Consider the following 23,521-nt stretch of genomic DNA (forward strand, 5'->3'; position numbering starts at 1 on the left):
TCGTACCCCATGCCCGCGAGCACCTGGCCGCCGAAGCACCTCGCGGTGGACGTCTGGCCCGCCGCCACGCGCGGCCCGTAGTGGGTGGTGACGGGGACCTCCGGCTTGGCCGGGATGCGGCAGTCCACCACGGCCCTCATGCCCGCGCCCTGCTCGCAGGTGGCGTTGGCCGCGTGCCCGACCGGTGCGCGCTGCACGGTGCAGCCGGCCGCGCAGTTGGCGCTGGTCAGGTTCTGCGTCGGGTAGTTGCCCGCCGCGTCCTTCGGCGCGCCCTTGTGCACGGCGATGGCCGTGCCGTTGAACGTGATCCGCGCCGTGGTGCCGTTGAGCAGCTGGGTGTAGTGCACGTGCGGCGCCATGTCCCAGTACTTGCCGATGACGCCCAGCCGCTGTCCCCGCGACACGAGCGCGCCGACCGTCAACGACGTCTCGATGTGCAGGTAGCGGGTCTCCCAGCCGCCGACGTGCGCGATGCGCACCTCCTCGCCGTAGTTGTCCCCCTCGGGGCTGGTCACCTCGCCGACGAACGACACGGTGCCCGACGCCGAGGCGACGACCGGCACGCCCTCGGCGGACGTGCCGTCGACCCGCAGCAGGTCGATGCTGTTCTGGTCCGGGAAGTGCCCGTCGTAGGTCGAGGCGCGCCAGCTCTCGCCGCAGAAGAACGGCAGCTGGAACCGCGGCACGTCCGCCGCACCGGCGGGTGAGCCGATGCTGATCAGGCCGGCCAGCAGCACCAGCACTGGGAGCGCTCCCCACCGGCCGCAGAATCGCAGCGTGTTCATGATCCCCCTCAGTGATCCATGGATGCCCCCGATCGGGGGGCATTAGGCGGATCACCGAGCACAGCGCGTGATTTCGGCCGTTCGGAGCAATTTCCGCTACCGTCACCCGGCCGCCCCGTCACCCGAGCGCCGTCGCGTCCTCCACCGGCGCGTCGGTCCGGGCCGCCACCTCGTCGAACTCCGTGCCGGGCGCCAGGTCCACCACCCGGAACGCGTCGCCGACGACGTCCAGCACGGCCAGGTCGGTGATCACCCGCGAGACGACGCCGCGACCGGTCAGGGGCAGCGTGCACGACCGGAGCAGCTTGGGTTCGCCGCGCCGCGTGGTGTGCTCCATCAGCACGACCACCCGCCGCGCGCCGGACACCAGGTCCATCGCGCCGCCCATGCCCTTGACCACCGAGCCGGGCACCACCCAGTTCGCCAGGTCGCCGGACGCGGACACCTGCATCCCGCCGAGGACGGCCGTGTCGACGTGCCCGCCGCGGATCATGGCGAAGCTCGTCGAGGAGTCGAAGTACGACGCGCCGGGCAGCACGGTCACGGTCTGCTTGCCCGCGTTGACGAGGTCCGGGTCGACCTCGTCCTCGTAGGGGAAGGGGCCGACGCCGAGGACGCCGTTCTCCGCGTGCAGGGTGATCGACGACCCGGCGGGCAGGTGGTCGGGGATCAGCGTGGGCAGGCCGATGCCGAGGTTGACGTACTCGCCGTCGGTCAGCTCGCGGGCGGCGCGGGCCGCCATCCCGTCCCGGGTCCAGGGCACGTCAGACCTCGTCTCCGCCGGCGGGGCGCGCGCCCCGGGTGGTCCGCTTCTCGATGCCCTTGCGGGCCGCCTGCTCGGGGGTCAGCGCGACCACGCGCTGGACGAACACGCCGGGCAGGTGCACCTCGTCCGGGCCGATCCCCCCCACCTCCACGACCCGCTCTGCCTCCACGACGGTCAGCCGGCCGGCCATCGCCGCCGCCGGGTTGAAGTTGCGGGCCGCCGCGTGGAACAGGCAGTTGCCCGCCCGGTCGGCCACCGCGGCGCGCACCAGCGCCACGTCCGTGACGATCGACTCCTCCAGCACCATCTCCCGGCCGCGGAAGGCGCGCACCTCCTTGGGCGGCGAGGCGACGGCCACCGTGCCGTCCGGGTGGTAGCGCCACGGCAGGCCGCCCTCCGCGACGAGCGTGCCGACCCCGGTCGGGGTGTAGAACGCGCCCACCCCCGCGCCGCCCGCCCGCAGCCGCTCGGCGAGCGTGCCCTGCGGGGTCAGCTCGACGGTCAGCTCGCCCGCGAGGTACTGGCGGGCGAACTCCTTGTTCTCCCCGACGTACGAGGCGACGACCCGGCTGATCCGCCGCCGCTCCAGCAGCAGCCCGAGCCCGGCGCCGTCCACGCCGCAGTTGTTCGACACGACCGTGAGGTCGCCCGCGCCCTGCTCCAGCAGCGCCTCGATCAGGAACCACGGGATGCCCGCGAGGCCGAAGCCGCCGACCGCCACGCTCGCCCCGTGCGGGACGTCGGCGACCGCCTCGGCCGCGCTGCCGACCACCTTGTCCCGGCTCACGGCGCGACCCGCTCGAAGACCGCCGCGAGCCCCTGGCCGCCGCCGATGCACATCGTCTCCAGGCCGTAGCGCGCCTCCCGCCGCCCCACCTCGCGCGCCAGCGTGGCCAGGACGCGGGCGCCAGTCGCGCCCAGCGGGTGCCCGAGCGAGATGCCCGACCCGTTGGGGTTGAGCCGGTCGTCGGCCGGGTCGAGGCCCCACTCGCGCAGGCAGGCCAGCACCTGGGCGGCGAACGCCTCGTTCAGCTCGATGACGCCGACGTCGTCGAGGGTGAGGCCGGCGCGGTCGAGCGCGGCCCTCGTCGCGGGCACGGGGCCGAGCCCCATCACCTCCGGGCCGACGCCCGCCACCGCCCACGACCGCAGCGCGAGCAGGGGGCGCAGGCCGCGACGCTCCGCCTCGTCGCGGGTCGTGACGACGCACGCGGCGGCACCGTCGTTCTGGCCGCTCGCGTTGCCGGCGGTGACCGTGGCCCCCTCGTCCAGCTTGAGCCGCAGGGGTTTCAGGGCGGCCAGGGACTCCGCCGTGGTGTCCGCGCGGGGGTGCTCGTCGCGGTCCACCACGACGTCGGGCGCGCCGCGCCGGCCGGGGACGGTGACCGGCACCAGCTCGTCGGCGAACCTGCCCTCCTCGTGCGCGGCGACGGCCCGCCGGTGGGAGCGGGCGGCCAGCTCGTCCTGCTCCTCGCGGGGGATGCCGTACTCGCGCCGGAGGTTCTCCGCCGTCTCCACCATCCCGCCGGGCACCGGGTGGTGCCGGCCGCCGGCGGTCACCCTGGCGCGGTCGAGGCGGTCCAGCAGCTGCACGCCGCCTTGCTTCACGCCGGTCCGCAGGCCCAGCGCGTAGTGCTCGACCTGCGACATCGACTCCACTCCCCCGGCGACGACCACCCGGGCCGCACCGGTCGCGACCTGCCCCGCCGCGTACAGGACCGCCTGGAGCCCGGACCCGCAGCGGCGGTCCACCTGCACGCCGGGCACCCCCGTGCCCAGGCCCGCGTCGAGCGCCGCCACCCGGCCGACGGCGGGCGACTCGCCGTTGGGGTGGCACTGGCCGAGCACGACGTCGTCCACGTCGCCCTCGCCGAGCCCGGTGCGGCGGACCAGCTCGACCAGGACGGCCCTGGCCAGCTCGGTGGCGCCCAGCGCGGCGAGCGCGCCGCCGAACCGGCCGACCGGGGTGCGGATCGGCTCGCAGATCACGACATCGCTCATGCGCCGACCGTAGGCGACGGGCACTGAGACGCGGAAATACTCTTTTCGTCGCCTCTGAGACGCTGGGCGTATGACCGAGCTGCGTCACCTGCGCTACTTCCTCGCGGTCGCCGAGGAGCGGCACTTCACCCGGGCCGCCGCCCGGCTGCACATGGCCCAGCCGCCGCTGTCCCAGCAGATCCGGCGGCTGGAGGAGGAGCTGGGCGTGCGGCTGTTCGACCGGACCAGGCGACGGGTCGAGCTGACCGACGCCGGCACCGCCTACCTGCGGCGGGTGCGGGCGATCCTGGCGGAGGTGGACGACGCGGCGGACGAGGCGCGCCGCGTGGCGTCGGGCGTGCAGGGGCGGCTGGTGGTCGGCTGCGTCGGGTCGGCGACCTACAGCCTGCTGCCCGCGTTCGCCCGCGCCCTGCGCGAGGGCTTCCCCGGCGTCGACGTGGCGTTCCGCGGCGAGATGCTCGTGCCCGACCAGGTGTCGGCGCTGCTCGGGCACGAGATCGACCTGGCGCTGCTGCGCCCGCCGGTCGCCGACCCGGCGCTGCGGCTGGAGACCCTGCGCACCGACCGGCTGATCGCGGCGCTGCCCGACCGGCACCCGCTGGCCGCGCGCACCCGCCTGCGGGTCGCCGACCTGCGCGGCGAGGACCTTGTCGTGCACGCCTCCGGCGGGTCGGTGATGCACGGCGCCGTGCTGGCGCTGTGCCGGGGCGCGGGCTTCGAACCGCTGGTGCGGCACGAGGTCGCGGAGACGTCCACGCTGGTCACCTTCGTCGCCGCGGGCCTCGGTGTCGCGGTGGTGCCCGAACCCGTGGCGGAACTGGGCGTGCCGGGCGTCGCCTACCGCCCGCTCACCGGTCGCGGGGCGCGCATCGACCTGGTGGCCGCGGTCCGGGCCGACGACCGGTCCCCCGCGCTGGCCCGCGCCACGACCGTCCTCGGCGGACTGGTCGGCGGCCCGGCCCGCTGACGACCGCCGCCGGCGACCGTCGCTGACGACCGCTGTCGGGTGCCGGCCCGTCGGGTGCCGGACAGTCCGGCGCTGGACAGTGCGGCGCTGGACAGTGCGGCGCGGACCCGTCCGGCGCGGGACCGTGCCGGGTGGATCATCCTGCGGTCGTACGCGACGTGCGACCCCGGTCCGATCCCCGATGACCCGCCCGCCGCGAGGATCATCCGGGATGAACCCACCTCTCGTGCCCCCGGACCGGTTGCGCTGGACCGGTTTCGGCGGCGTCGTCCTGCTCACCGCGTCCGCGTGGGCGGGTGCGGCGGCGCCCACGTCCGCGACGGCCCTCGCCGCCGGGGTGGCCGGGGTCGGCCTGCTGGTGCTGTCCTGGGTGCTCCTCGGCCGCGCCGTGCCCGGCACGTCCTGGCTGCTGTGGACGCTCGTGCTCTGGTGCGGGCCGCTGCTGCTCGCACCGCCCCTGTTCAGCGGGGACGTGTTCAGCTACCTGGCGCAGGGTGAGATCGCCGCGCGCGGGCTGGACCCGAACGCGGTCGGCCCGGTGGGCGGGCTGGGCGCGGCGTCGGAGGTCGTGGGGCGGGTGGGTTCCTACTGGCGCGACGCGCCGTCGCCCTACGGCCCGGTGTTCGGCGCGGTCGAACGGGCGGTCGCGCGGCTCTCGGCCGGCGACCCGGTGGCGGGCGTCCTGCTGCACCGCCTGGGCGGGGTGCTCGGGCTGGTGCTGGTCGCGTGGGCGGTCCCCCGGCTCGCGGCGGTCGCGGGCGCGCCGCGGCGCACCGCGCTGTGGCTCGGCGTGCTCAACCCGCTGGTGCTCTGGCACCTGGTGGGCGGGGCCCACAACGACTCCCTCATGCTGGGCCTCATGCTGGCGGGCACGGCGGTCGCGGTGGGCGCGCTGCGGGAACGGGTCGAGTGGTGGCCCCTGGGGTTCGGCGTCGCGCTCATCTCCCTGGGGGCGCTGGTGAAGCTGCCCGCCCTGGTCGCGTTGGCGGTGGTCGGGACCGCGCTCGCGCGCCGGCGGGGCGGGTCGGTCCGCGACCTCGCGCTCGTCGGGCTCGGCGCGGTGGCGGTCTTCGCCGCGGTGTGCGTCGCCGTCTCGCTCCTGACCGGGTTCGGGTTCGGCTGGGTGCGGGCGCTGGGCACGCCGGGGCAGGTGAACAGCTGGCTGGCGCCCACGAACTGGTTCGGCTTCCTCACGGGCGGGGTCGGCGCGCTGGTCGGCGCGCAGGTCACCCAGGTGATGATCGGGGTCGGCCGGCTCGTGGGCGGCGTGCTGACGGTGTGCGGGGTCGCGGTGGTGCTGGGCCGGCAGCTGCGCGGGCGGGTCGGCGAGGTCACGTCCCTGGGCGCGGTGCTGGGCCTGGTCGTGGTCCTCGGGCCGGTGGTGCAGCCCTGGTACCTGCTGTGGGCGGTGGTCCCCCTCGCCGCGTGCCGGCTGCCGGGGCGCGCCGCGGCCGGGGTGACCGGGCTCGTCGCGGTCGTCGCCGTGCTCGTGCCGCCGTCGGCCGGGAACTTCACCGGCCGGGTCGGCGCGCTGGTCGGCGGCTACGCGGTCGCGGCGCTCGTGGTCGGGGCGGCGTTCCTGCTGCTGCGCGGGACCGCCGCCCCGGTGCGGGTGGAGGTGGGGGCGCGTGCCTGACCCCGCGCGGTTCGCCGCCGCGGCGGCGGGCGGGGCGCTGCTGCACGCCGCGTTCCCGCCCCGGTCGCCGTGGTGGGCGGCGGTGCTCGCGTTCGCCCTGCTGTGGTTCGCGCTGGACGGGGTGCGCGCCCGCCGGGCGGCACTGGCGGGCCTCGTGTTCGGCCTGGCGTTCTTCCTGCCGCACCTGCGGTGGGTCGACGACTTCCTGGGACGCGACTTCGGGCCCGCGCCGTGGCTCGGGCTGGCCGCGCTGATGGCCCTGTTCACGGCCGCCGCGTGCGCGCTCGTGCCACTCGTGGCGCGGCTGCCCGGCGCGCCGGTCTGGGCGGCGCTGCTGTTCGTGCTCCAGGAGGCGGTGCGCGGCCGGGTGCCGTTCGGCGGCTTCCCGTGGGGGCGGGTCGCGTTCGGGCAGGTCGAAGGGCCGTACCTGGCGCTGGCCGCGGTCGGTGGCGCGCCGCTGGTGTCGTTCGCGGTGGTGGCGACCGGCTTCGGCGCGGCGGCCTGGGCGGCCCGGCCGCGCGACCCCCGGCGGGCGTGGCCGGTGCTGCCGCTGGTCGCGGCGCTGGCGGTGGCGCCCCTGGTGGGCGTGGACGCGCGGGACGGCGTGCGCACCGTGGCCGTCGTGCAGGGCAACGCGCCGGACGTCGGGCTCGGCCTGCTCGACGAGCGGGGGACGTTGCGCCGCAACCACCTGCGGGCCACGGCCGAGCTGGCCGAGGCGGTGCGCGCGGGCGAGGTGCCCGTGCCCGACCTCGTGGTGTGGCCGGAGAGCGCGACCGCGACCGGCGACCGCGACCCGGTGCTGGACCGGGCCGTAGCGGACCTCGGCGTGCCCGCGCTGGTCGGCGTGCTGCGGCGGGTCGACGGGCAGGAGGAGAACGCGGTCGTCGCGTGGGACCCGCGGACCGGCGCGGGCGGGTCGTACGCGAAGCGGGAGCTGGTGCCGTTCGCCGAGCGCATCCCGCTGCGGCCCCTGGCGAGCCTGGTCACGCCGTTCGCCGACGCGCCCGACCTGCGCGCGGGCACCGGGCCGGGCGCGCTGGACGTCGCGGGGACCCGGGTGGGCGTGGGGATCTGCTACGAGGTGGCCTACGACGCGGTGCTGCGCGAGAGCGCCGCCGCCGGCGCGCGGCTGTTCGTGGTGCCGACGAACAACGCCTGGTACGGGCGCGGCGAGATGAGCCACCAGCAGCTCGCCATGGCCAGGCTGCGCGCGGTGGAGCACGGGCGGGCCGTGGTCGTGGCGGCGGTCAGCGGGGTGAGCGCGGTCGTGCGGCCGGACGGGAGCGTGGCGCGGTCCACCGGGCTGTTCACCGCGGAGACCGTCGTCGAGACCGTGCCGCTGAGGTCGGTCACGACGCCCGCGACCCGCTGGGGTGGGCCGCTGGAGGCGTTGTTGGCGGTCGCCGCGCTCGCCGCGTGCGCGGTCGGCGGGTGGCGGTCCCGCCGGGCACGCGCGGCCCGGCAGGCGGCCGACCCGCAGGCAGCCGAGCCGCAGGCGGCCGGCGCGGCGCACACCGGTGCGGCGGCCACCGCTCAGCCGGTGGCCGGGGTGCGGGTCCCGTAGCGAACCGGCGCGAGGTGCCGCCCGCCCGCGCCGCCGGCTCCCGAGGGGCGCTCCACCTCCTCAGTCGGGCAGGCCGGCCGCCACCGTGATCCACAGCAGCCCGCCCGCCGAGCACACCAGCCCGGCGACCAGGGCGACGGCGGTCTGCCCGAGCCTGCCCCACCAGCGACCGCCGTGCGGGCCGGCGGCGAGGTACTGCCACACCCCCGCGGTCACGGCGAACACGGCCAGCACGGGGCTGACCATGCCCAGGAACGCGGTGCCGAGCCGGTCCCACGGGACCAGCACCAGGCCGGTCAGGGGCGGGAACAGCCAGCACACGCCCCCGAGCAGCAGCGCCCGCCGACCCCGGTCCGCCGGGGCGCGGCGCGGTCCGCGGTAGAGCAGGCACGCGAGCAGGGCGGAGAGCACCGCCAGCGACGGCACGGCGAAGACGTACACCCGGTCGTGGTACCGGTCGAGCCAGTCCCGCCACACCGGGAAGAACGGGGCGGCCTCCCGGGGCAGGCCGGTCGAGGAGACCCGCACCCACGGCGCGCCCAGGCCGTACTGCATCTCGGGCGCGCAGGTCAGGTCCCGGCCGTCGTAGGAGGCCGCGCACTGCTCGAAGTTGTGCGCCCCCGCCGTGAGCAGGACGGTGAACGGCCGGTCGGCGAGCGTGACCGTGCAGGCGACCCGCTCACCGGAGGGCACGCAGTCGAAGTCGCCGCCGGTGACGGAGAACTCGGGCGTGTCGACGCGGTACACGCCCTCGGCCCGCCCGGGCGCCACGGGGGCCAGCAGCACGGCCACCGCCAGGAGGAAACCGACCAGTGCCGCCGGGAGCAGGCGCAGCGGACCGGTGACGGGCAGTGCCTCGGCGGGGCTCTCGGTGGCGGTCACACCCGCCACATCGGCGGTGGCGCGACACCGTTATCGATCCCGCCGCCCCGTCACCCCGATGGACGGACCCGCCGGGCGGGCCCGTCCGCCGTTCGCGCCGACGGGGCGGCGTTCGCCCTAGCGGGGCAGGTAGGCCCGGTGGGAGCGGGAGAACTCGAACCCGTTGTGCCGGTCCCAGTTGATCGACCACGTCATCAGGCCGCGCAGGTCCGGGTAGACCGCCTTCGGCTTGTAGGTGCCGCAGTTCACGCCCTTCGCGAGGCAGTCGAACGACTTGTGCACCTCGGCGACGGGGGTGAACCCGTTGCCCGCGTTGGTGCTCGCGGGCAGGCCGATCGCCACCTGGTCCTGCCGCAGGCCGGGGAACACCTTCGTGGCGTCGCCGCGCACCGGGAACCCGGCCAGCACCATGTCGGCCATGCTGACGTGGAAGTCGTGGCCGCCCATGAAGTGGTACTGGTTGTCCAGGCCCATGATCGGGCCGGAGTTGTAGTGCTGGACGTGCAGCAGCGTCAGGTCGTCGCGCAGCGCGTGGATGACCGGCAGGTACGCGCCGGCCCTCGGGTCCGCGCCGCCCGCGCCGCCGTAGAACTGGTAGCCGACCTGCACGAAGAACGTCTCGGGCGCCATCGTGAGCACGAACCCCGCGCCGTAGCGCGCCTTCAGGGCCTTGAGCGCCGAGATCAGGTTGACGACGACCGGCGTGGTCGGCGACCGGAAGTCGGTGTCGTTCGCGTCCAGCGACAGCGAGTGGCCCTCGAAGTCGACGTCCAGCCCGTCGAGGCCGTACCGGTCGATGATCGCGGACGCGCTGCGGACGAACGCGTCCCGCGCCGCCGCGGTCGCCAGCTGCACCTGGCCGTTCGCGCCGCCGATGGAGATCAGCACCTTCTTGCCCTTGGCCTGCTTCTCCCGGATGCCCGCGACGAACTCGGCCTCGGACTCGACGTTCGGGCACTCGGCGACGGGGCACAGCGCGAACCGCAGGTCGCCGGACGTGGCGGAGGTGGGTTCGGCGAAGGACAGGTTGACGACGTCCCACTCGTCGGGGACGTCCTTCATCCGGATGTAGCCGGAGCCGTTGGCGAAGCTCGCGTGCAGGTAGCCGACCAGCACCTTCTTCGGCAACCCGGTGACGGGCGGCGGCGTGGTGGTGGTCGTGGTCGTCGGACGGGTCGTCGTGGTCGTGCTGCTGGTGGTGGTGGTCGTGCTGGTGGTCGTGGTGGTCGTGGTGGGTGCCCCGGCGCACGACGCGCCGTTGACCTTGCAGCCGACCGGCGCCGCCGTCCCCGAGGCGTTGAACCCGAACGTCACCGTCGCGCCGGGCGCGACCGTCCCGTTGTACTCCCGGTGCGTGAACGAGTGGTGCCCGCCCGAGCTGGTCCGCAGGGCGTCCCAGTGGGCGCCGACCGACGTGCCGGCGGGCAGGTCGAACTCGACCTTCCACCCGGAGATCGCCGAGCTGGTGTCGTTCCTGATGGAGAACTGGGCGGTGTAGCCGGTCTCCCAGCTCGACGTCTTGGCGAACGTCGCCGTCACCGACGCGGCGTAGGCGGGGGCGAACCCCACCGCGGCCGCCCCGACGGCCAACGCCGCCACCGCCGCCACCCGGGCGAACAGGACCCTGCGCGACATGGAACCTCCTGTGGTGGCGGCCTCCAGGTGATGAAATTGGACTAGACCAACTCCGTGCTGTCAAGGGCCGTCCCCGGCCGCCGGGGTTAGGGGGCCGCGCCGGCGGGTACCTCGAACGCGCGTTCGAGGAAGAGGAGAAGCACGTGGACCGCAACCCCGAGAAGGACCCCGCCGACTGGACGACCGGCGACGAGCCGATGACCGGCCCGCAGGAGTCCTACCTGAACACGCTGGCCCAGGAGGCCGGCGAGGAGGTTCCGGGCGGGCTGACCAAGGTCGAGGCGTCGCGGATGATCGACCGGCTCCAGGAGGAGACCGGGCGCGGGCGCTAGGGCGGAGGGGCGGCGACGACCGGTCGCCGCCCGCGCCCGGCGGTCAGCCGGCCGTCGTCGCCAGGTAGACGGTGGCGGTCGCCTCCCGCTGCTGGAGGGGGTTGGGGAACCGCACGACCTCGGCCCTGACCTCCGCGAACACGTCCGCGAGCACGGCGGTGTAGTCGTCGTCCGGCGGGTCGTTCGACCACAGCGCGAACACCCCGCCGGGGTGCAGCCGCGCGGCCACGCGGGCGACGCCCCCGGGCTGGTAGAAGTCGGCGTTGTCGGGGTGCAGCAGGTGGCGCGGCGAGTGGTCGATGTCGACGACGACCGCGTGGAAGAGGCGGTCCGGCACCTCCGGGTCGAACCCGTCGCCGCGCGACAGGGCGAAGAAGTCGCCGTGGAGCAGGGTGCAGCGGGGGTCGCCGGCCAGTTCCCGGCCGCCCGGCAGCAGTCCCCCGCGGTGCCAGTCGATGACCTCGCCCAGGGCGTCGACGACCAGCAGGGAGCGCACGGCCGGGTTCTCCAGCACGGTGCGCGCCGTGTAGCCGAGGCCGAGGCCGCCGACGACCACGTCGAGCGGCGCGGACCGGCCCTCCAGCGCCAGGCGCGCCAGCTCGACCTCGGAGACGGTGAACAGGCTCGACATCAGGAACTCGTCGTCGAGCTTGATCTCGTGGACCTCGCGGTCGAAGGTCGGGTCCCAGCGGCGGCGCAGGACGAGGTCGCCCAGGGGCGTCCGCCGGAAGTCGAGTTCTCGGAAACGCGCGCTCATGGGACTGCCTCCGGATCGGTTCGCGCCCCGGCCGCCCTCGCCCTCGGCGGGCGACCGCGGACGTCGGGCGGTCCCCGATGATCCCAGCAGGCCGCACCGGCACCGCGCCTCGGGTGCCGTGACGGGGGCGGCGCCCCGCCGGGGTCCACCCGGCGGGGCTCGTCCGGCGGGGTCAGTCCAGGAAGTAGCCGAGGCCGCCCTCGGTGAACTGGCCCTCGCAGTTCGGGTCGGGGGACTCCATGTGGTCGCCGCTGCCGCGCACGACGCAGCGGTAGACGGGGTGCGCGCCCGCGGTCGGGGCGTCGTGCGCGTAGCCGAGCAGGCCGACCCTGGCCTGGCCCTCGCAGTTGGGGTCGTACGAGGTGAAGTTGTCCCAGCCGCCCGCGACGCACCGGTACAGCGGGTGGGTGCCGGGCGCCTGGGCGGTGAGGAGCCTGCCCAGCGAGCCCTCCACCCCGTACCCGGCGGGTGCGCCCGTCGTGGACGTCAGGTGGTCGGACGCGCGCAGGTAGCGCACCGCGACGACGGTGGACGGGCCGCCGGTGGCCGTGCCGGTGTGGAGCAGGCGGTTCGGGGAGCCCGCGCCCGCGTCGGCGACCTTGTCCGGCGTGGCGGCGTCCACCAGCGCGGCCTGCACGGCGGCGGGGGTGTCGCCGGGTCGGCCGGCCAGGTGCAGGGCGGCGGCGCCCGCGACGTGCGGGGCGGCCATCGACGTGCCGCTGATGGTGTTCGTGGCCGAGTCGCCGGTGTGCCAGGACGAGGTGATGCCCTGGCCCGGGGCGAACAGGTCGGTGCACGTGCCGTAGTTCGAGAACGTGGCGCGGGCGTCGCCGCTGGTGGAGGCGTTGACCGTGATCGCCTCGCCGACCAGCGCGGGGCTGAAGCCGCAGGCGTCGGAGGCGGAGTTGCCCGAGGCGAGGGCGTAGGTGACGCCCGAGGCGATGGAGCCGCGGACGGCGGCCTCCAGCGGCGCGGTGGCGGCGGACGCCGGCGCGCCCAGGCTCATGTTGGCCACCGCGGGCTTGACGGCGTTCGCGGTCACCCAGTCGACCCCGCTGATGACCTGGGCGAACGTGCCGGACCCCGCGCAGTTGAGCACCCGCACGGCGACCAGTCGCACGCCCTTGGCCACGCCGTGCTCGCTGCCGCCGATGGTGCCCGCCACGTGCGTCCCGTGGCCGTTGCAGTCGGTGTTGGTGCCGTCCACGGCGTCGAGGCCCCACGTGGCGCGACCGCCGAACGTCGCGTGCGTGGTGCGGATGCCGGTGTCCAGGACGTAGGCGCGCACGCCGGAGGCGGTCGTGCCGTAGCTGTAGGAGGAGTCCAGCGGCAGGTCGCGCTGGTCGATCCGGTCCAGGCCCCACGACGGCGGGTTGGGCTGGGTGTCGACGGCGCGCACCAGGGCGTCCTGGCTCACCGACGCCACGGCGGGATCGGCCGCCAGGCGCCTGGCCTCGGTCTCGCTCGCGCTGACCGCGAACCCGCGCAGCGCGTGCCGCCAGGTGGCGGTGACCGTGCCGCCGTGCTTCGCGGTCAGGTCGGCCGCCTGCGCCGCCACGTCGCCCTTGAGCACCACGACGTACCGACCGGGAACGGCGGTGCCGGCGGCGGCGAGGGCGACGTCCGCCTCCGCCGCGACCGCCTGCGGCGCGGTCGCCACCAGGCCGGCCGCGAGCACGACGACACCCATCAAGCCCTTCGCGCCGACGACCGCGCGTGCACCCACGACTGTGCGCTCCACCAAACCTCCAGGGTCGGGTTCCGGCCCCCGAGCGTGGCAGCGCCGGGCACCGGGGTGTGCTGCGGCAGCCCGAACCCCGACCGGCGGTCGTCAAATCTTCACAGCGCGTGAACATGTGTGGAGAATCCTTGGCGACCGGTCCCCGCGTCCGTCAGGAGCCGCCATGCCCAGACCACGGTCGTTCGCGCTCGCGCTGACCGCAGCCCTGCTCGCCGCGGTCCCCGCCGCGGACCTCGCCGCCTCCGCCCAGGACGGGGACCCGCTCGGCCGGGACCTCGGCGCGATCCTCGCCGACCCGGCGTTGCGGGGCGCGGACGTGGGGCTCGTGGTCCGCCGCGCCGACACCGGCGAGCTGGTGTTCGGCAGCGGCAACGGGAGGCGGGGCCAGCCCGCGTCCAACGGGAAGCTGGTCAGCTCCGCCGCGGTGCTCGACGTGCTCGGCCCCGACCACCGGTTCAGCACGAGCGCGGCGGTCAGCGGTCCCCTGCGCGGCGGGGTGCTGGCGGGCGACCTGCACCTGCGCGGGACCGGCGACCCGACCGTGCTCGCCGCCGACTACGACGCGCTGGCCGGACGGGTCGCGGGCGCCGGGGTCCGGGTCGTGCTCGGCAGGCTGGTCGGCGACGACACCTGGTTCGACTCCGTGCGGCTGGGCACCGGCTGGGCCTGGGACGACGAGCCGTACTACTACAACGCCCAGATCTCGGCGCTGACCGTCTCCCCCGACACCGACTACGACGCCGGGTCGGTCATCGTCCGCGTCGCGCCCGGCGCCGCCGGCGCGCCCGCCACCGTCACCACCGAACCGCCGACGGACTACGTCACGGTCGAGAACGCGGCCGTGACGGGTCCGGCGGGCTCGGCGTCGAGCGTGTCCGTCGAGCGGCGGCACGGCACCAACGTCGTCGACGTGCGCGGCAGCGTGCCGGCGGGCGGCGCGGCCGAGGCCGAGTGGAGCACCGTGCTGGAGCCGACCGGCCTGGTCACGTCGCTGTTCCGGGACGCGCTGGCCCGGCACGGCGTCCGCGTGCTCGGCGGCACGACCACCGGCGCGACCCCGGCCGGCGCGCGGGTGGTCGGCGAGCACCTGTCGATGCCGCTCTCGCAGCTGCTGGTGCCGTTCATGAAGCTCAGCAACAACGTGCACGCCGAGGTCCTGGTGAAGACCGCCGGCCGGGCCGCGTTCGGCGAGGGGAGCTGGGACGCGGGCCTGCGCGCGATCTCGGCGAAGCTCGGCGGGCTGGGCGTGGACCCGGCGGCGCTGTCGCTGCGGGACGGCTCGGGGCTGTCCCGGATGAGCCACGTCTCCCCCGACCAGCTGGCCTCGCTGCTGCTCGCGGCGCGCGGCAAGCCGTGGTTCCGGGTCTGGTACGACTCGCTGCCGGTGGCCGGGGTGGCGGACCGGATGGTCGGCGGCACGCTGCGCAACCGGATGCGCGGCACCCCCGCCGAGGGCAACGTGCGCGCCAAGACGGGGACGCTGACCGGGGTCAGCGCGCTGTCCGGCTACGTGACCACCGCGGCGGGCGAGGAGCTGGTGTTCTCGATGGTCAGCAACAACACCCTGACGTCGGCGAAGCCGGTGGAGGACGCGGTCGCGGTGCGGCTGGCGGGCGACCGGGGTGGGCAGCCGCCGACCGCACCCGCCGCGACCGCGCGGGCCGAGGGGCCGGTCGACGTGGAGTGCAGCTGGGTCAAGAGCTGCTGATCCTCAGTTGTCGCCGTCCTGGTCGCCGCCTTCGTCGCCGCCCTCGTCGCCGTCCTGGTCGCCGCCGTCGTTCTGCTCGACGCCCGGGTTGCCGTCGTCGTTGCCGCCCTCGTTCTCGCAGCCCGCGCCCAGGGTCAGGAACAGGGCGGCGGCGGCGACCAGGGCGGCGAGGGGCTTCTTCACGGTCATGGTCTGCCGGTACCCGCTCGGGCACCGGACAAAACGGACCGGCCGTTGTCCGCTTCACCAGCGGTGACCCGGACAACACGATCGGTTGTCAGGTCGTTGTCCGGACGGTGACGGGTGTTCACCGGAGCTCTCCTGCGCCGCCCGGTCACGGGCTACCGTTCGGCTGGTGCAGATCCCGTGGAGAGCCGCCCCCCGCGCTGCGCTGTCGAGCCCGCTGACCCTGCTGGTCAGCGTGGTCACGGCGCTGCTGCTCGGTTTCGTCGTCGCCGCCGCCGTCCTCCACCCCGCCGCCTCGGGCAGCGCCGCGGTCTCCTACCAGGAGCGGCAGCTGTGCCGGGACGCGCTGCACCCGTCGCTGGAGGCGAAGGTGCCGCACGCGCGGGTCGCGGCGTTCGCGGACCACGTCGCCGCGACCGCCCGCGACCACCCGACGCTGATCGCCGCCTACACGACGGAGAAGCGCGCGGACTTCGGCGGGCCGCAGACCTACGCGAAGTTCGGCTACCGGCCCGGTGCGGTGGAGCACCTGACGGTGCTGGAGGGCGGCGCGAAGGACGGGCTGTGGGTGCCCAAGAGCATCGCCGACACCACCGGCGTGCGGATCGGCGACCGCGGGCTGGGCGGGCGGCTGCCCCCGGTGACGGCGGTCTACGCCGACGTGCGCGACCCGCTGCCGGACTGGTGGTGCTCGGAGCGGCAGTTCGTGGTGCCCAACGTGCTCGACCGCGACGAGCTGGCCACGTCCGTGGTGTGGATGCCCTCGTTCGAGTCGTTCACCGCGCTGCCCGAGGAGCTGGCCACGACGACCTCGGTGACCGTGCACTTCCCCTCGGAGGTGCCGACGACGGTCGCCGAGGCGGAGGCCCTGCTGACCGGCGGCACGGCCCGCGTCGCGCCGCTGGCCGACCTGGGGCGGGTGGTGTCACCGCTGGTGCTGCCGGTGGAGAACGCCCGGCAGACCGTGGTGAACGTGCGCTCGGCGATCCTGCCGCTCACGCTGATCAGCCTGCTCATCGGCCTGGCGGGCGTCGCCACGGTGACCGCGCAGTGGGCGCAGCGCCGGCACGGCGAGCTGCGGCTGCTGTGGGTGCGCGGTTCCGGGCCGTTCGCGCTCGGCGGGCGCGCCGTCCTGGAGCTGGGGCTCCCGCTCGTGGTCGGCGGCGCGGCCGGGCTGGGCGTGGCGCACCTGCTGCTGCCCCTCTACTCCCCCTCCACCGCGCTGCCGCCCGGCACCGGCGCGGCGGCGCTGCGGGCGGTGCTCGTCGCGGTGGCGCTGAGCCTGCTGGTCGTGTTCGGCACGGCGGCGCTGCGCGCGCACCGGGCGTTCCAGGTCGCCGGGCGCGGCAACCGGCTGCGGCGGGTGCTGACCGCGCTGCCGTGGGAGCCGGCCACGGCGGGCGTCGCGGTGCTCGCCTGGAACCGGGTCGCCGACAGCGGCCTGGCGACCACGGAGAAGATCGGCGGCCTGCCCCGCATCGACGCGACCGCGCTGGCGTTCCCGCTGCTCGTCGTGCTGACCGCGGCGCTGCTCGCGGCACGGGCGGCGCGGTGGGGGCTGGCCGCCTCGCACCGCGCCCGGTTCTGGTCCAGGCCCGCGGCGCAGCTGGCGCTGCGCAGGCTGGCCGCCGCCGCCGGACCGGTCACCGGCGTGCTGCTGGTCGGCGTGCTGGCTGTCGGCACGATCGCGGTGGGCAGCGCCGTCTCCGGCTCGCAGCGGACCGCCCTGGACACCAAGTCCGGCATGTTCGCCGGCGCGACCAGCACCGCGCAGGTCAAGCCGGACCTGACCGAGCTGCCGGAGGCGCTGCGCGGCAACTCCACCATCGTCGGGCTCGTCGAGCAGTACGACCGCAGCGCGCTGGTGGTCGACCCGGCGACGTTCCGCGACGGCGCGCAGCCGGTCGACCTGGACCCGGCGCTGCTGTCGGCGCCGCTGCGGGTGGGCGACGCGCCGCGCCGCGAGGTGACCCTGCCGGGGCTGCCACCGCTCGACCCGCCGGCGTGGGTCCCGGCGTTCCCGAAGCTGGGCACGTCCGGCTGGGTCGTGCCGGTGGGCGGGATCGCCGACCGCGACGACGTCGGCTCCTGGTACGTGTGGTCGTCCAAACCGCTGGGCGAGCTGACCGCGGCGCTGACGGCGGCGGGGGTGAAATACCGCAACGTCGGCGAGAAGTCCAAGGCCGTGCAGGGCCTGCCGTTCCTGACGATCCAGTGGACGTTCGGTTTCGTCACGGCGCTCGGCGCGGTGCTCGCGGTGGTCGCGGCCATCGCGCTGCTGCTGGCGGTGGAGGTGCGGCGGCGGCAGAACGCGCTGTCCGGCGCGTTCAGCACCCGGATGGGCCTGCGGCCGGCCGAGCTGCTGCGCAGCCACCTGCTCGAACTGGGCGCGGTGGCGGCGGTGGCGCTGGTGGCCGGGTCGGCGGCGAGCGCGGTGAGCAGCGGGATCACCGTGCCCCGGCTGGACCCCGCGCCCCGGCTCGCGCCGGTGCCGGAGGTGCCGGACGCGCTGCCGGTGCTGGTGACGACGGCGGCGGGCAGCGCGCTGGTGGTGGCGGTGGCGGCGTGGGTCGCGGTGCGCGCGGTCCGCTCGGCGAAGGTGGGTGAGCTGATCCGTGGCTGAACGGGGTTCCGGCGCTGAACGGGTTTCTGGCGCTGAACGGGTTTCCGGCGCCGAACGGGTGTTGCGGTTGACCGACGTGGGCGTGGAGTACCGCACGCCCGCGGGGGTGGTGACGGCGGTGTCGGGCGTGTCGCTGGACGTGCCCGCGGCGGGCGTCACGGTGCTGGCCGGGCCGTCCGGGTCGGGCAAGTCGACGCTGCTGCGGGTGCTGAGCCTGGTGGAGCGGCCCACCTCGGGCGGGGTGGAGCTGCGCGGCCGGGGCACCGCCCGGCTGTCGAACCGGGCGCGGCGGGCGCTGCGCCGCCGCGAGGTCGCGCTGGTGTTCCAGAACCCGGGCGACAACCTGATCGGGCACCTCGACGTGGGCGACAACCTGCGCGCGGCGGCCCGCGCGGCCGGGCACGACGTGGACGTGGACGGCCTGCTGGCGCAGCTGGGGCTGCCCGGCACGGCCGGCTGGAAGGTGCCCGCGCTGTCGGGCGGGCAGCAGCAGCGGCTGGCGTTCGGGTGCGCGCTGGCGCGGCGCGCGACCGTGGTGCTCGCCGACGAGCCGACCTCGCAGCTGGACGCGGCGTCGGCGGACCTGGTGCTGGAGACGCTGGCCGACCTGGCGCGGCGCGGGGTGCCGGTGGTGGTGGCCTCGCACGACCCGCGGCTGATCGCGCTGGCCGACGTGCGGTTCGACCTGCGGAACGGGGTGTTGGCGGCATGACGGCGTTGCGCGCGGTGGGGGTCGGGCGGACGTTCCGGCACGCGGGCGGTCCGGTGCACGTGCTGCGCGGCGTGGACCTGGAGGTGGCGGCCGGCGAGCTGGTGACGCTGTCCGGCCCGTCCGGGTCGGGCAAGAGCGCGCTGCTGGCCGTGCTCGGCGGGTTCGACCGGGCCGACACCGGGACGGTGGAGCTGGCGGGCGAGGTGCTGACGGGGCCGCCGCCGTGGAAGGTGTGCGCCCTGCTGCCGCAGGCGCTGGGCCTGGCGACCGAGCTGACGCTGGCCGAGAACGTCGCCCTGCCGATCAGGCTGGGCCGGGCCGGCGGGTCGCTCGACCGGGTGATGGAGCTGCTGGTGGAGCTGGGTGTCGGCGAGCTGGCCGACCGCTACCCCGGCGAGGTGTCGTTCGGGCAGCAGCAGCGGGCCGCGCTGGCCCGCGCGGTGATCGGCTCGCCCGCGGTGCTGCTGGCCGACGAACCCACCGCGCACCTGGACGGGGTGAGCGCGCCGGTCGCGGTGGGCGTGCTGCGCCGGGCCGCCGACGCGGGCGCCGCCGTGCTGGTCGCCACGCACCACGACGAGGTGCACCGGGCGGCGGACCGCACGCTCGTCCTCGCCGGCGGCGTGGTGACCGTAGGATAGGTCCCGATGTCGCGCCGAGCCGTTGCCGTTGTCCTGGTGTTCCCGCTGCTGGCCCTGCTGCTGGTGGTCAGCGACTCCCCGTACCCGGCGCTGCCGGGACCGTCGCGGGACGCGCCGCGCGCGATCGTGGCGATGGGCGACAGCACCATGTCCGGCGAGGGCGCGGGCGACTACGAGCCGGGCACGGACGGCGAGGGCGACAACTGGTGCCACCGCTCGCGCGCCGCGTCGGTGTGGAAGACGCGCGTGGCCGGTGTGGACGAGGCGTTCAACCTGGCCTGCTCGGGGGCGAACTCCGAGCAGGTGGGCATCACCGACCAGGTCCGCAACACCGAGGGCTCGCAGGCGCGGCGGCTGGCGGAGATCGCCCGGCGGTACCGCGTGTCGGTGGTCGTGGTGGCGGTGGGCGCGAACGACGACCCGAGGTTCGCCGACGTGCTGGGCACGTGCCTGCGGGCGTGGGTCGAGCGCCGCGCCGACTGCTCGGGCGCCATGGCCGGGGAGTGGAAGGCCCGCGTCGACCGCATGGTGCCCAAGGTGGAGCGGGCGCTGCGCGACGTCCGCCGCGTGCTCCAGGACGAGGGCTACACGCCCCGCTCCTACACGCTGGTGCTCCAGTCCTACGCCGCGCCGGTCGGCCCCGACCTGCCGCTGGACCTCCAGAACCTGGCCGGTTGCCCGCTGCGCACCGGCGACCTGGACTGGGTCGGCGAGCGGGCGGTGCCCGAGCTGTCGGCGGGCCTGCGCGAGGCCGCCTCGGCGGTGGGCGCCCGGTTCCTCGACCTGGCGGACGCGGGCGAGGGCCGCGAGGCGTGCGCGGGCGGCGAGCGGCCCGAGGACGAGTGGTTCACCCGGCTGACCGTGGACTTCGACGGCCTGCGGGACGAGGCGCGGGCCCGCCACGCGTTGCAGGAGTCGTTCCACCCCAACGCGCGCGGCCACGAGCAGTTCGCCCGCTGCATGACGGAGTTCCTGGCCACGTCGGCGCGGTCGGCGTCCTGCGTGGCCGGTGACGACGGCAACCTGCGCGCCGTGGCCGACGACGACCGGCCCTGACGAGGACCGACGCCGGCGCCCGGCCACAGCGGTTCGACCGGCGGCGGGCACGACCGGTCCGGCCGCAGGTCGACGGTCTCCTCCAGCGGCCGGGTGCGCCGACGGGGGGGAACCGGGGCGCGGTCGGCGCGGGGTACGGTCGGCGCGGGGCTCGTCACAACCCGGCCCCGGCGCAGAGCGCCTCGACCTCCCGGGCGCTCCAGAACGGCGTGGCGGCGGCCAGGTGGGCGGCGGTCCGCGCCCGGTCCCACCCGTGCGCCTCGCGCAGGCCGGCGGCCAGCACGACCAGGTAGGCGGCGGACGGCCTGGTGTGCTCCACGTCGTGCGCGCCCCACGGCGCGGTGAACGTGAGCGCCGGGTGGCCGTCGTGCTCGCCGAGGTGGACGAGCGTCTCGTAGCGCCCCTCCCCCAGGGCGTGCCGGCGCGCGGACAGCACCCCGGTCAGGTCGAGGTCGACGCCGGGGTCGCGGTACATCTCCTGCGCGGCGACGTCGGAGAACTGGCCGGCGGTGATCAGGTAGGCGCGCACGGCCGCCGTGCCGGGCAGGTCGGGGTCGTAGAACGCCCGGCCGCCGCGCCAGACCGGGGACCTGGTGGCGAAGTAGATCCCGCCGGGCACCTCCAGCCCGCGCGTCGCCGACGCCCCGGCCGTGTCGCGGCACCCCGGGTAGCCGCGCGCCGCGCCGACCGGCGTCCCGCCGCGCAGGTAGCAGGCGAACCGGTCGGCGTGCATGTTCGACCCGTAGCTCACGTACCAGACCAGGCGCGGCCCCACTCCCGGCTCCTCAGAGGCAGAGCCGGCACGGGCGGGTCGTCGGGTAGCCCGACTCCAGCTCGGCGCGCGTGCCGACGACCTTCACGTAGCCGCCCACCCAGGTGGCGTCGCGGGCCGGGGTGCCGTTGACGGTGCGGCAACTGGCCCTGTGCAGCACGAGGTTCTCCGGGTTCAGGCTCCGCTCCGCGTTGATGACGTACTGGTCCTGGTTGTCCGCCAACCAGTGCTCGTAGGCGCCGCTGTCCACGGTGTACGTGTGCATCGCGCCATCATGCGCCGGTCGGGCGCGGGTGGTGTTCCGCCATCCGGTGCCACTCCTCGTCGAGGATGGCGTAGACCAACCCGTCGGCCCACGCGCCCTTGAAGACCTCGTGGTGGCGGTAGTGGGCCTCGCGGCGCATGCCGAGGCGTTCCATGACGCGCCACGAGGGCTCGTTGCGGGCGTGGCAGCAGGCGACCACGCGGTGCAGGCCCAGGTTGGCGAACGCGAGGTGCAGCAGCGCGGCGGCGGCCTCGGTCGCGTAGCCGTGCCCGTGGTGGTCGGGGTGCAGGAGGTAGCCGACCTCGCCCTGCCGGTGGACCGCGCTCACCCACTTCAGGCTGACCTCGCCGATGACCCGCCCGTCCGCGACGACCGCGAGCGTCAGGTGGTCGCCCTCCTTCTCGGGCCAGGTGAGGGCCATCTTGCGGGCGAGGCTCTCGGCGGTCTGGGCGGGCGTCCTGGTCGTGTCGTAGAGGTAGCGCACGACGTCGGGGCGCGACTGCCACGAGTGCAGCGCGGCGTGGTCGGCCCCGGTGAACGGCCGCAGCGCCAGGCGGCGGGTCCGCACGGGGTAGTGGGGCTTGTGCACGGCGGCCAATCTACGAGCCGGGACGCACACGTGGGATGTGACGCCGGGTACACGTCCGGTGACCCACCGTTCGAGCGCGGAGGTGTGCGGGACGCGGCGCCGGGTACACGACACCCACCCCGTCGTCCCACCCGAGGAGCGCGCCATGACCGACCAGCCGAGCCACGCCGACCGCGTCCGCCGGGTCGCCGACCTCGCGAAGGGCATCCGGGTCGGCATGCTGACCACGCGGGGCGCGGACGGCCGCCCGGTCAGCCGGCCGATGGCGCAGCAGGAGGTCGAGTTCGACGGCGACCTGTGGTTCTTCGCCGAACGCGACTCGCGCAAGGTCGCCCACGTGCGGGCCGACCCGGAGGTGAACGTCACGCTGACCTCGTCCGACACCTGGGTCTCGGTCTCCGGCACGGCCGAGGTCGTCGAGGACCGGGCGAAGGCGCGCGAGCTGTGGAACCAGTGGGTCGAGGCGTGGCTGCCGCAGGGCCCGGAGGACCCGTCGGTGGTGCTGCTCAAGGTGACCGCCCGGGGCGCCGAGTACTGGGACACCCCGGGCGGCCGGATCGCCTCGGTGATCAGCTTCGTCAAGGCCAAGGTGACCGGTGAGCGCTACGACGGCGGCGAGCACGGCACCGCGGAGATGTGACGTCAGCGCCGCCGGGGTTGGCCGAGGGCGGCGGGCGGGGTGTTGCCGGCGGTGGCGCCCCGGGCGTACTGCGGGGTCACGACGAACACGAACTCGTGCACGCGGTCGGCGGCGAGGCGGTCCACGACGTAGGACTCGCCGATGCGGATGCCGTGCCGCATGAGCAGCTCCTGGTGGACTGGGAACGCGGTGCCGTCGTCGTTGGCCGGGCTGCCCAGCACCTCCAGCGCCCACGTGTCGCTGGCGACGATCGCGGGCCGGGAGCGGGCCAGCCAGCGGGCCTCGCGCAGGTAGATGCCGGGCAGGCCCCGCGCGCCCTCCCAGCGGGCGACGTCGGCCGGGTCGCGGCGGGTCAGCAGCCGGCTCCAGCCGGTGTGGAACAGCACGGCGTCGCCCGGCTCCAGGCGGTCGACGCCGCCGAACGCCATCGCGTCGCGGATGTCCTCGACGGTGACGCGGTAGTTCTCGCGCAGCAGCGGCCGGCCGTCGGACGCGGGTTCGGCCAGGTCCTCGTCCCGGCCGCGGGCGAGGACGACGCCGAGCACGTCCAGCAGCACGCCGCGGGTGACGACCGGGCCCGCGTGCTCGGCGCCGAGCCGGGTGGTGCCGTGGCCGCGGGCGATGTCGGGGCCGCGCAGCCCGTTGTAGAAGAACTCGGCCGCGCCGATGTGGTTGAGGTGGTCCAGCTGGCTGCCGATCTGGTAGGTCGTGGCGAGCGGTGTCGGGTGCCGGGACGAGAACTCCGCCTCGAACCGCTCCTCGTGCACGCTGACCTTGTTGGGCCCCAGCGGTTCCGGCGAGACCAGGACGCCGCCCTCCTCGGCGAACCCGGGCGGCGGCGGGTACCCCTGGATGGTGAGCCGCTGCTCGTAGGTGCGGCGCGGGTCGGTGGCGAACGCGGGGAAGCCGTTCCACATCAGCTCGCCGAGGTTGTAGGTGGTGACGTCGCGGCGGGGGCGCAACAGCCCGAGTGCGGCGGCGGTCTTGGCCGGGGTGACCTCGTTGAGCGTGCCGCGCTGGTCGTCGGGCCCGTACCGGCTGGGCGCCCAGTCGGCCAGGTTCGCCGGGTCCGCGTAGTCGAACGGCACGTCGTCGAGCCGGTCGGGCGCGGCACCGGCGGTCGCGGGTGCCGCACCGGCGGTCGCGGCGCCGGCGGTGCCCACGAGCCCGGCGGCCCCGGCCGCGCCGGCCAGCCTGAGCACGTCGCGGCGCCCGACGTGGTGCCGGGCGAGGTAGTTGCGCAGCAGGTCGGGGTTCACG

The 23,521-nt window shown here is 75.7% G+C and carries 23 protein-coding genes; 10 read left to right on the forward strand and 13 right to left on the reverse strand.

What is annotated here, in order from left to right; all coding sequences use genetic code 11:
- The 4 genes from ACR807_RS29060 to ACR807_RS29075 all read right to left on the reverse strand — a co-directional run.
- A partial coding sequence (locus tag ACR807_RS29060) for a peptidoglycan DD-metalloendopeptidase family protein (RefSeq protein WP_438924631.1) occupies window positions 1-785 on the reverse strand: 785 nt, incomplete at its 3' end.
- Window positions 786-903: 118 nt separating this feature from the next.
- The gene (locus ACR807_RS29065) at window positions 904-1,548 is read right to left on the reverse strand and encodes a 3-oxoacid CoA-transferase subunit B (protein WP_438924632.1); all 645 of its coding nucleotides are present in this window, start codon (window positions 1,546-1,548) and stop codon (window positions 904-906) included.
- Window position 1,549: 1 nt separating this feature from the next.
- Window positions 1,550-2,338 carry a CoA transferase subunit A gene (locus tag ACR807_RS29070; RefSeq protein WP_438924633.1) on the reverse strand — a complete coding sequence of 263 codons (789 nt, stop codon included), beginning with the start codon at window positions 2,336-2,338 and terminating at the stop codon, window positions 1,550-1,552.
- On the reverse strand, window positions 2,335-3,552 hold the full coding sequence (locus ACR807_RS29075; RefSeq protein ID WP_438924634.1) for an acetyl-CoA C-acetyltransferase: 1,218 nt from the start codon (window positions 3,550-3,552) through the stop codon (window positions 2,335-2,337). Before ACR807_RS29075 ends, ACR807_RS29070 begins: the two co-directional genes overlap by 4 nt.
- 70 nt (window positions 3,553-3,622) lie before the next feature.
- Here ACR807_RS29075 and ACR807_RS29080 point away from each other — a divergent pair, with 70 nt between their 5' ends.
- From ACR807_RS29080 to lnt, 3 genes are all read left to right on the forward strand, one after another.
- Window positions 3,623-4,519, forward strand: a complete 897-nt coding sequence (locus tag ACR807_RS29080; protein WP_438924635.1) for a LysR substrate-binding domain-containing protein — start codon at window positions 3,623-3,625, stop codon at window positions 4,517-4,519.
- A gap of 211 nt (window positions 4,520-4,730) precedes the next feature.
- Window positions 4,731-6,155 (forward strand): polyprenol phosphomannose-dependent alpha 1,6 mannosyltransferase MptB, encoded by a 1,425-nt coding sequence (gene mptB / locus ACR807_RS29085; protein WP_438924636.1) that lies wholly within the window; start codon window positions 4,731-4,733, stop codon window positions 6,153-6,155.
- On the forward strand, window positions 6,148-7,722 hold the full coding sequence (lnt, locus tag ACR807_RS29090) for an apolipoprotein N-acyltransferase (RefSeq protein ID WP_438924637.1): 1,575 nt from the start codon (window positions 6,148-6,150) through the stop codon (window positions 7,720-7,722). The genes mptB and lnt overlap by 8 nt, the downstream gene beginning before the upstream one ends.
- A 60-nt stretch (window positions 7,723-7,782) precedes the next feature.
- On the opposite strand, the gene ACR807_RS29095 is transcribed toward lnt, so the two are convergent.
- Together ACR807_RS29095 and ACR807_RS29100 are read right to left on the reverse strand one after the other, a co-directional pair.
- The gene (locus tag ACR807_RS29095; protein WP_438924638.1) at window positions 7,783-8,604 is read right to left on the reverse strand and encodes a hypothetical protein; all 822 of its coding nucleotides are present in this window, start codon (window positions 8,602-8,604) and stop codon (window positions 7,783-7,785) included.
- A 117-nt stretch (window positions 8,605-8,721) separates the two neighbouring features.
- Window positions 8,722-10,239 (reverse strand): chitinase, encoded by a 1,518-nt coding sequence (locus tag ACR807_RS29100; protein WP_438924639.1) that lies wholly within the window; start codon window positions 10,237-10,239, stop codon window positions 8,722-8,724.
- Between the two features lie 143 nt (window positions 10,240-10,382).
- Here ACR807_RS29100 and ACR807_RS29105 point away from each other — a divergent pair, with 143 nt between their 5' ends.
- On the forward strand, window positions 10,383-10,571 hold the full coding sequence (locus tag ACR807_RS29105) for a DUF3072 domain-containing protein (protein WP_438924640.1): 189 nt from the start codon (window positions 10,383-10,385) through the stop codon (window positions 10,569-10,571).
- 43 nt (window positions 10,572-10,614) lie between these two features.
- Here ACR807_RS29105 and ACR807_RS29110 read toward each other — a convergent pair whose 3' ends face one another.
- The gene (locus ACR807_RS29110; RefSeq protein ID WP_438924641.1) at window positions 10,615-11,328 is read right to left on the reverse strand and encodes a polyamine aminopropyltransferase; all 714 of its coding nucleotides are present in this window, start codon (window positions 11,326-11,328) and stop codon (window positions 10,615-10,617) included.
- A 172-nt stretch (window positions 11,329-11,500) separates the two neighbouring features.
- On the reverse strand, window positions 11,501-13,054 hold the full coding sequence (locus tag ACR807_RS29115; protein WP_438924642.1) for a S8 family peptidase: 1,554 nt from the start codon (window positions 13,052-13,054) through the stop codon (window positions 11,501-11,503).
- A 178-nt stretch (window positions 13,055-13,232) separates the two neighbouring features.
- On the opposite strand from ACR807_RS29115, the gene dacB reads away from it, so the two are divergent.
- Window positions 13,233-14,777 (forward strand): D-alanyl-D-alanine carboxypeptidase/D-alanyl-D-alanine endopeptidase, encoded by a 1,545-nt coding sequence (dacB, locus tag ACR807_RS29120; protein ID WP_438924643.1) that lies wholly within the window; start codon window positions 13,233-13,235, stop codon window positions 14,775-14,777.
- A 3-nt stretch (window positions 14,778-14,780) separates the two neighbouring features.
- Here the strand turns inward: dacB and ACR807_RS29125 are convergent, their stop codons facing one another.
- Window positions 14,781-14,966 carry a hypothetical protein gene (locus ACR807_RS29125; protein ID WP_438924644.1) on the reverse strand — a complete coding sequence of 62 codons (186 nt, stop codon included), beginning with the start codon at window positions 14,964-14,966 and terminating at the stop codon, window positions 14,781-14,783.
- Between the two features lie 166 nt (window positions 14,967-15,132).
- On the opposite strand from ACR807_RS29125, the gene ACR807_RS29130 reads away from it, so the two are divergent.
- From ACR807_RS29130 to ACR807_RS29145, 4 genes are read left to right on the forward strand one after another with little or no spacing between them, the layout of a single operon-like run.
- Window positions 15,133-17,586, forward strand: coding sequence for an ABC transporter permease (locus ACR807_RS29130; protein ID WP_438924645.1), 2,454 nt, complete (start codon window positions 15,133-15,135; stop codon window positions 17,584-17,586).
- Between the two features lie 58 nt (window positions 17,587-17,644).
- Complete coding sequence (locus tag ACR807_RS29135) at window positions 17,645-18,298, forward strand: ABC transporter ATP-binding protein (protein WP_438924646.1); 654 nt, start codon at window positions 17,645-17,647, stop codon at window positions 18,296-18,298.
- Window positions 18,295-18,939 (forward strand): ABC transporter ATP-binding protein, encoded by a 645-nt coding sequence (locus ACR807_RS29140; protein ID WP_438924647.1) that lies wholly within the window; start codon window positions 18,295-18,297, stop codon window positions 18,937-18,939. Before ACR807_RS29135 ends, ACR807_RS29140 begins: the two co-directional genes overlap by 4 nt.
- 6 nt (window positions 18,940-18,945) lie before the next feature.
- Entirely contained in the window at window positions 18,946-19,995 is a 1,050-nt protein-coding gene (locus ACR807_RS29145) for a GDSL-type esterase/lipase family protein (protein WP_438924648.1), read from the forward strand.
- Between the two features lie 154 nt (window positions 19,996-20,149).
- Here ACR807_RS29145 and ACR807_RS29150 read toward each other — a convergent pair whose 3' ends face one another.
- From ACR807_RS29150 to ACR807_RS29160, 3 genes are read right to left on the reverse strand one after another with little or no spacing between them, the layout of a single operon-like run.
- Entirely contained in the window at window positions 20,150-20,770 is a 621-nt protein-coding gene (locus ACR807_RS29150; RefSeq protein WP_438924649.1) for a histone deacetylase, read from the reverse strand.
- A gap of 10 nt (window positions 20,771-20,780) precedes the next feature.
- A complete protein-coding gene (locus ACR807_RS29155) occupies window positions 20,781-21,032 on the reverse strand; it encodes a hypothetical protein (protein ID WP_438924650.1) in 252 nt (83 codons plus the stop codon).
- Between the two features lie 7 nt (window positions 21,033-21,039).
- On the reverse strand, window positions 21,040-21,621 hold the full coding sequence (locus ACR807_RS29160) for a GNAT family N-acetyltransferase (RefSeq protein ID WP_438924651.1): 582 nt from the start codon (window positions 21,619-21,621) through the stop codon (window positions 21,040-21,042).
- A 145-nt stretch (window positions 21,622-21,766) separates the two neighbouring features.
- Here ACR807_RS29160 and ACR807_RS29165 point away from each other — a divergent pair, with 145 nt between their 5' ends.
- Entirely contained in the window at window positions 21,767-22,261 is a 495-nt protein-coding gene (locus tag ACR807_RS29165; RefSeq protein ID WP_438924652.1) for a pyridoxamine 5'-phosphate oxidase family protein, read from the forward strand.
- Window positions 22,262-22,263: 2 nt separating this feature from the next.
- Here the strand turns inward: ACR807_RS29165 and ACR807_RS29170 are convergent, their stop codons facing one another.
- Window positions 22,264-23,520 carry a cyclase family protein gene (locus ACR807_RS29170; protein ID WP_438924653.1) on the reverse strand — a complete coding sequence of 419 codons (1,257 nt, stop codon included), beginning with the start codon at window positions 23,518-23,520 and terminating at the stop codon, window positions 22,264-22,266.
- Window position 23,521: the final 1 nt, after the last annotated feature.

This window comes from Saccharothrix sabaoui (assembly GCF_051756985.1).
GTDB lineage: Bacteria > Actinomycetota > Actinomycetes > Mycobacteriales > Pseudonocardiaceae > Actinosynnema.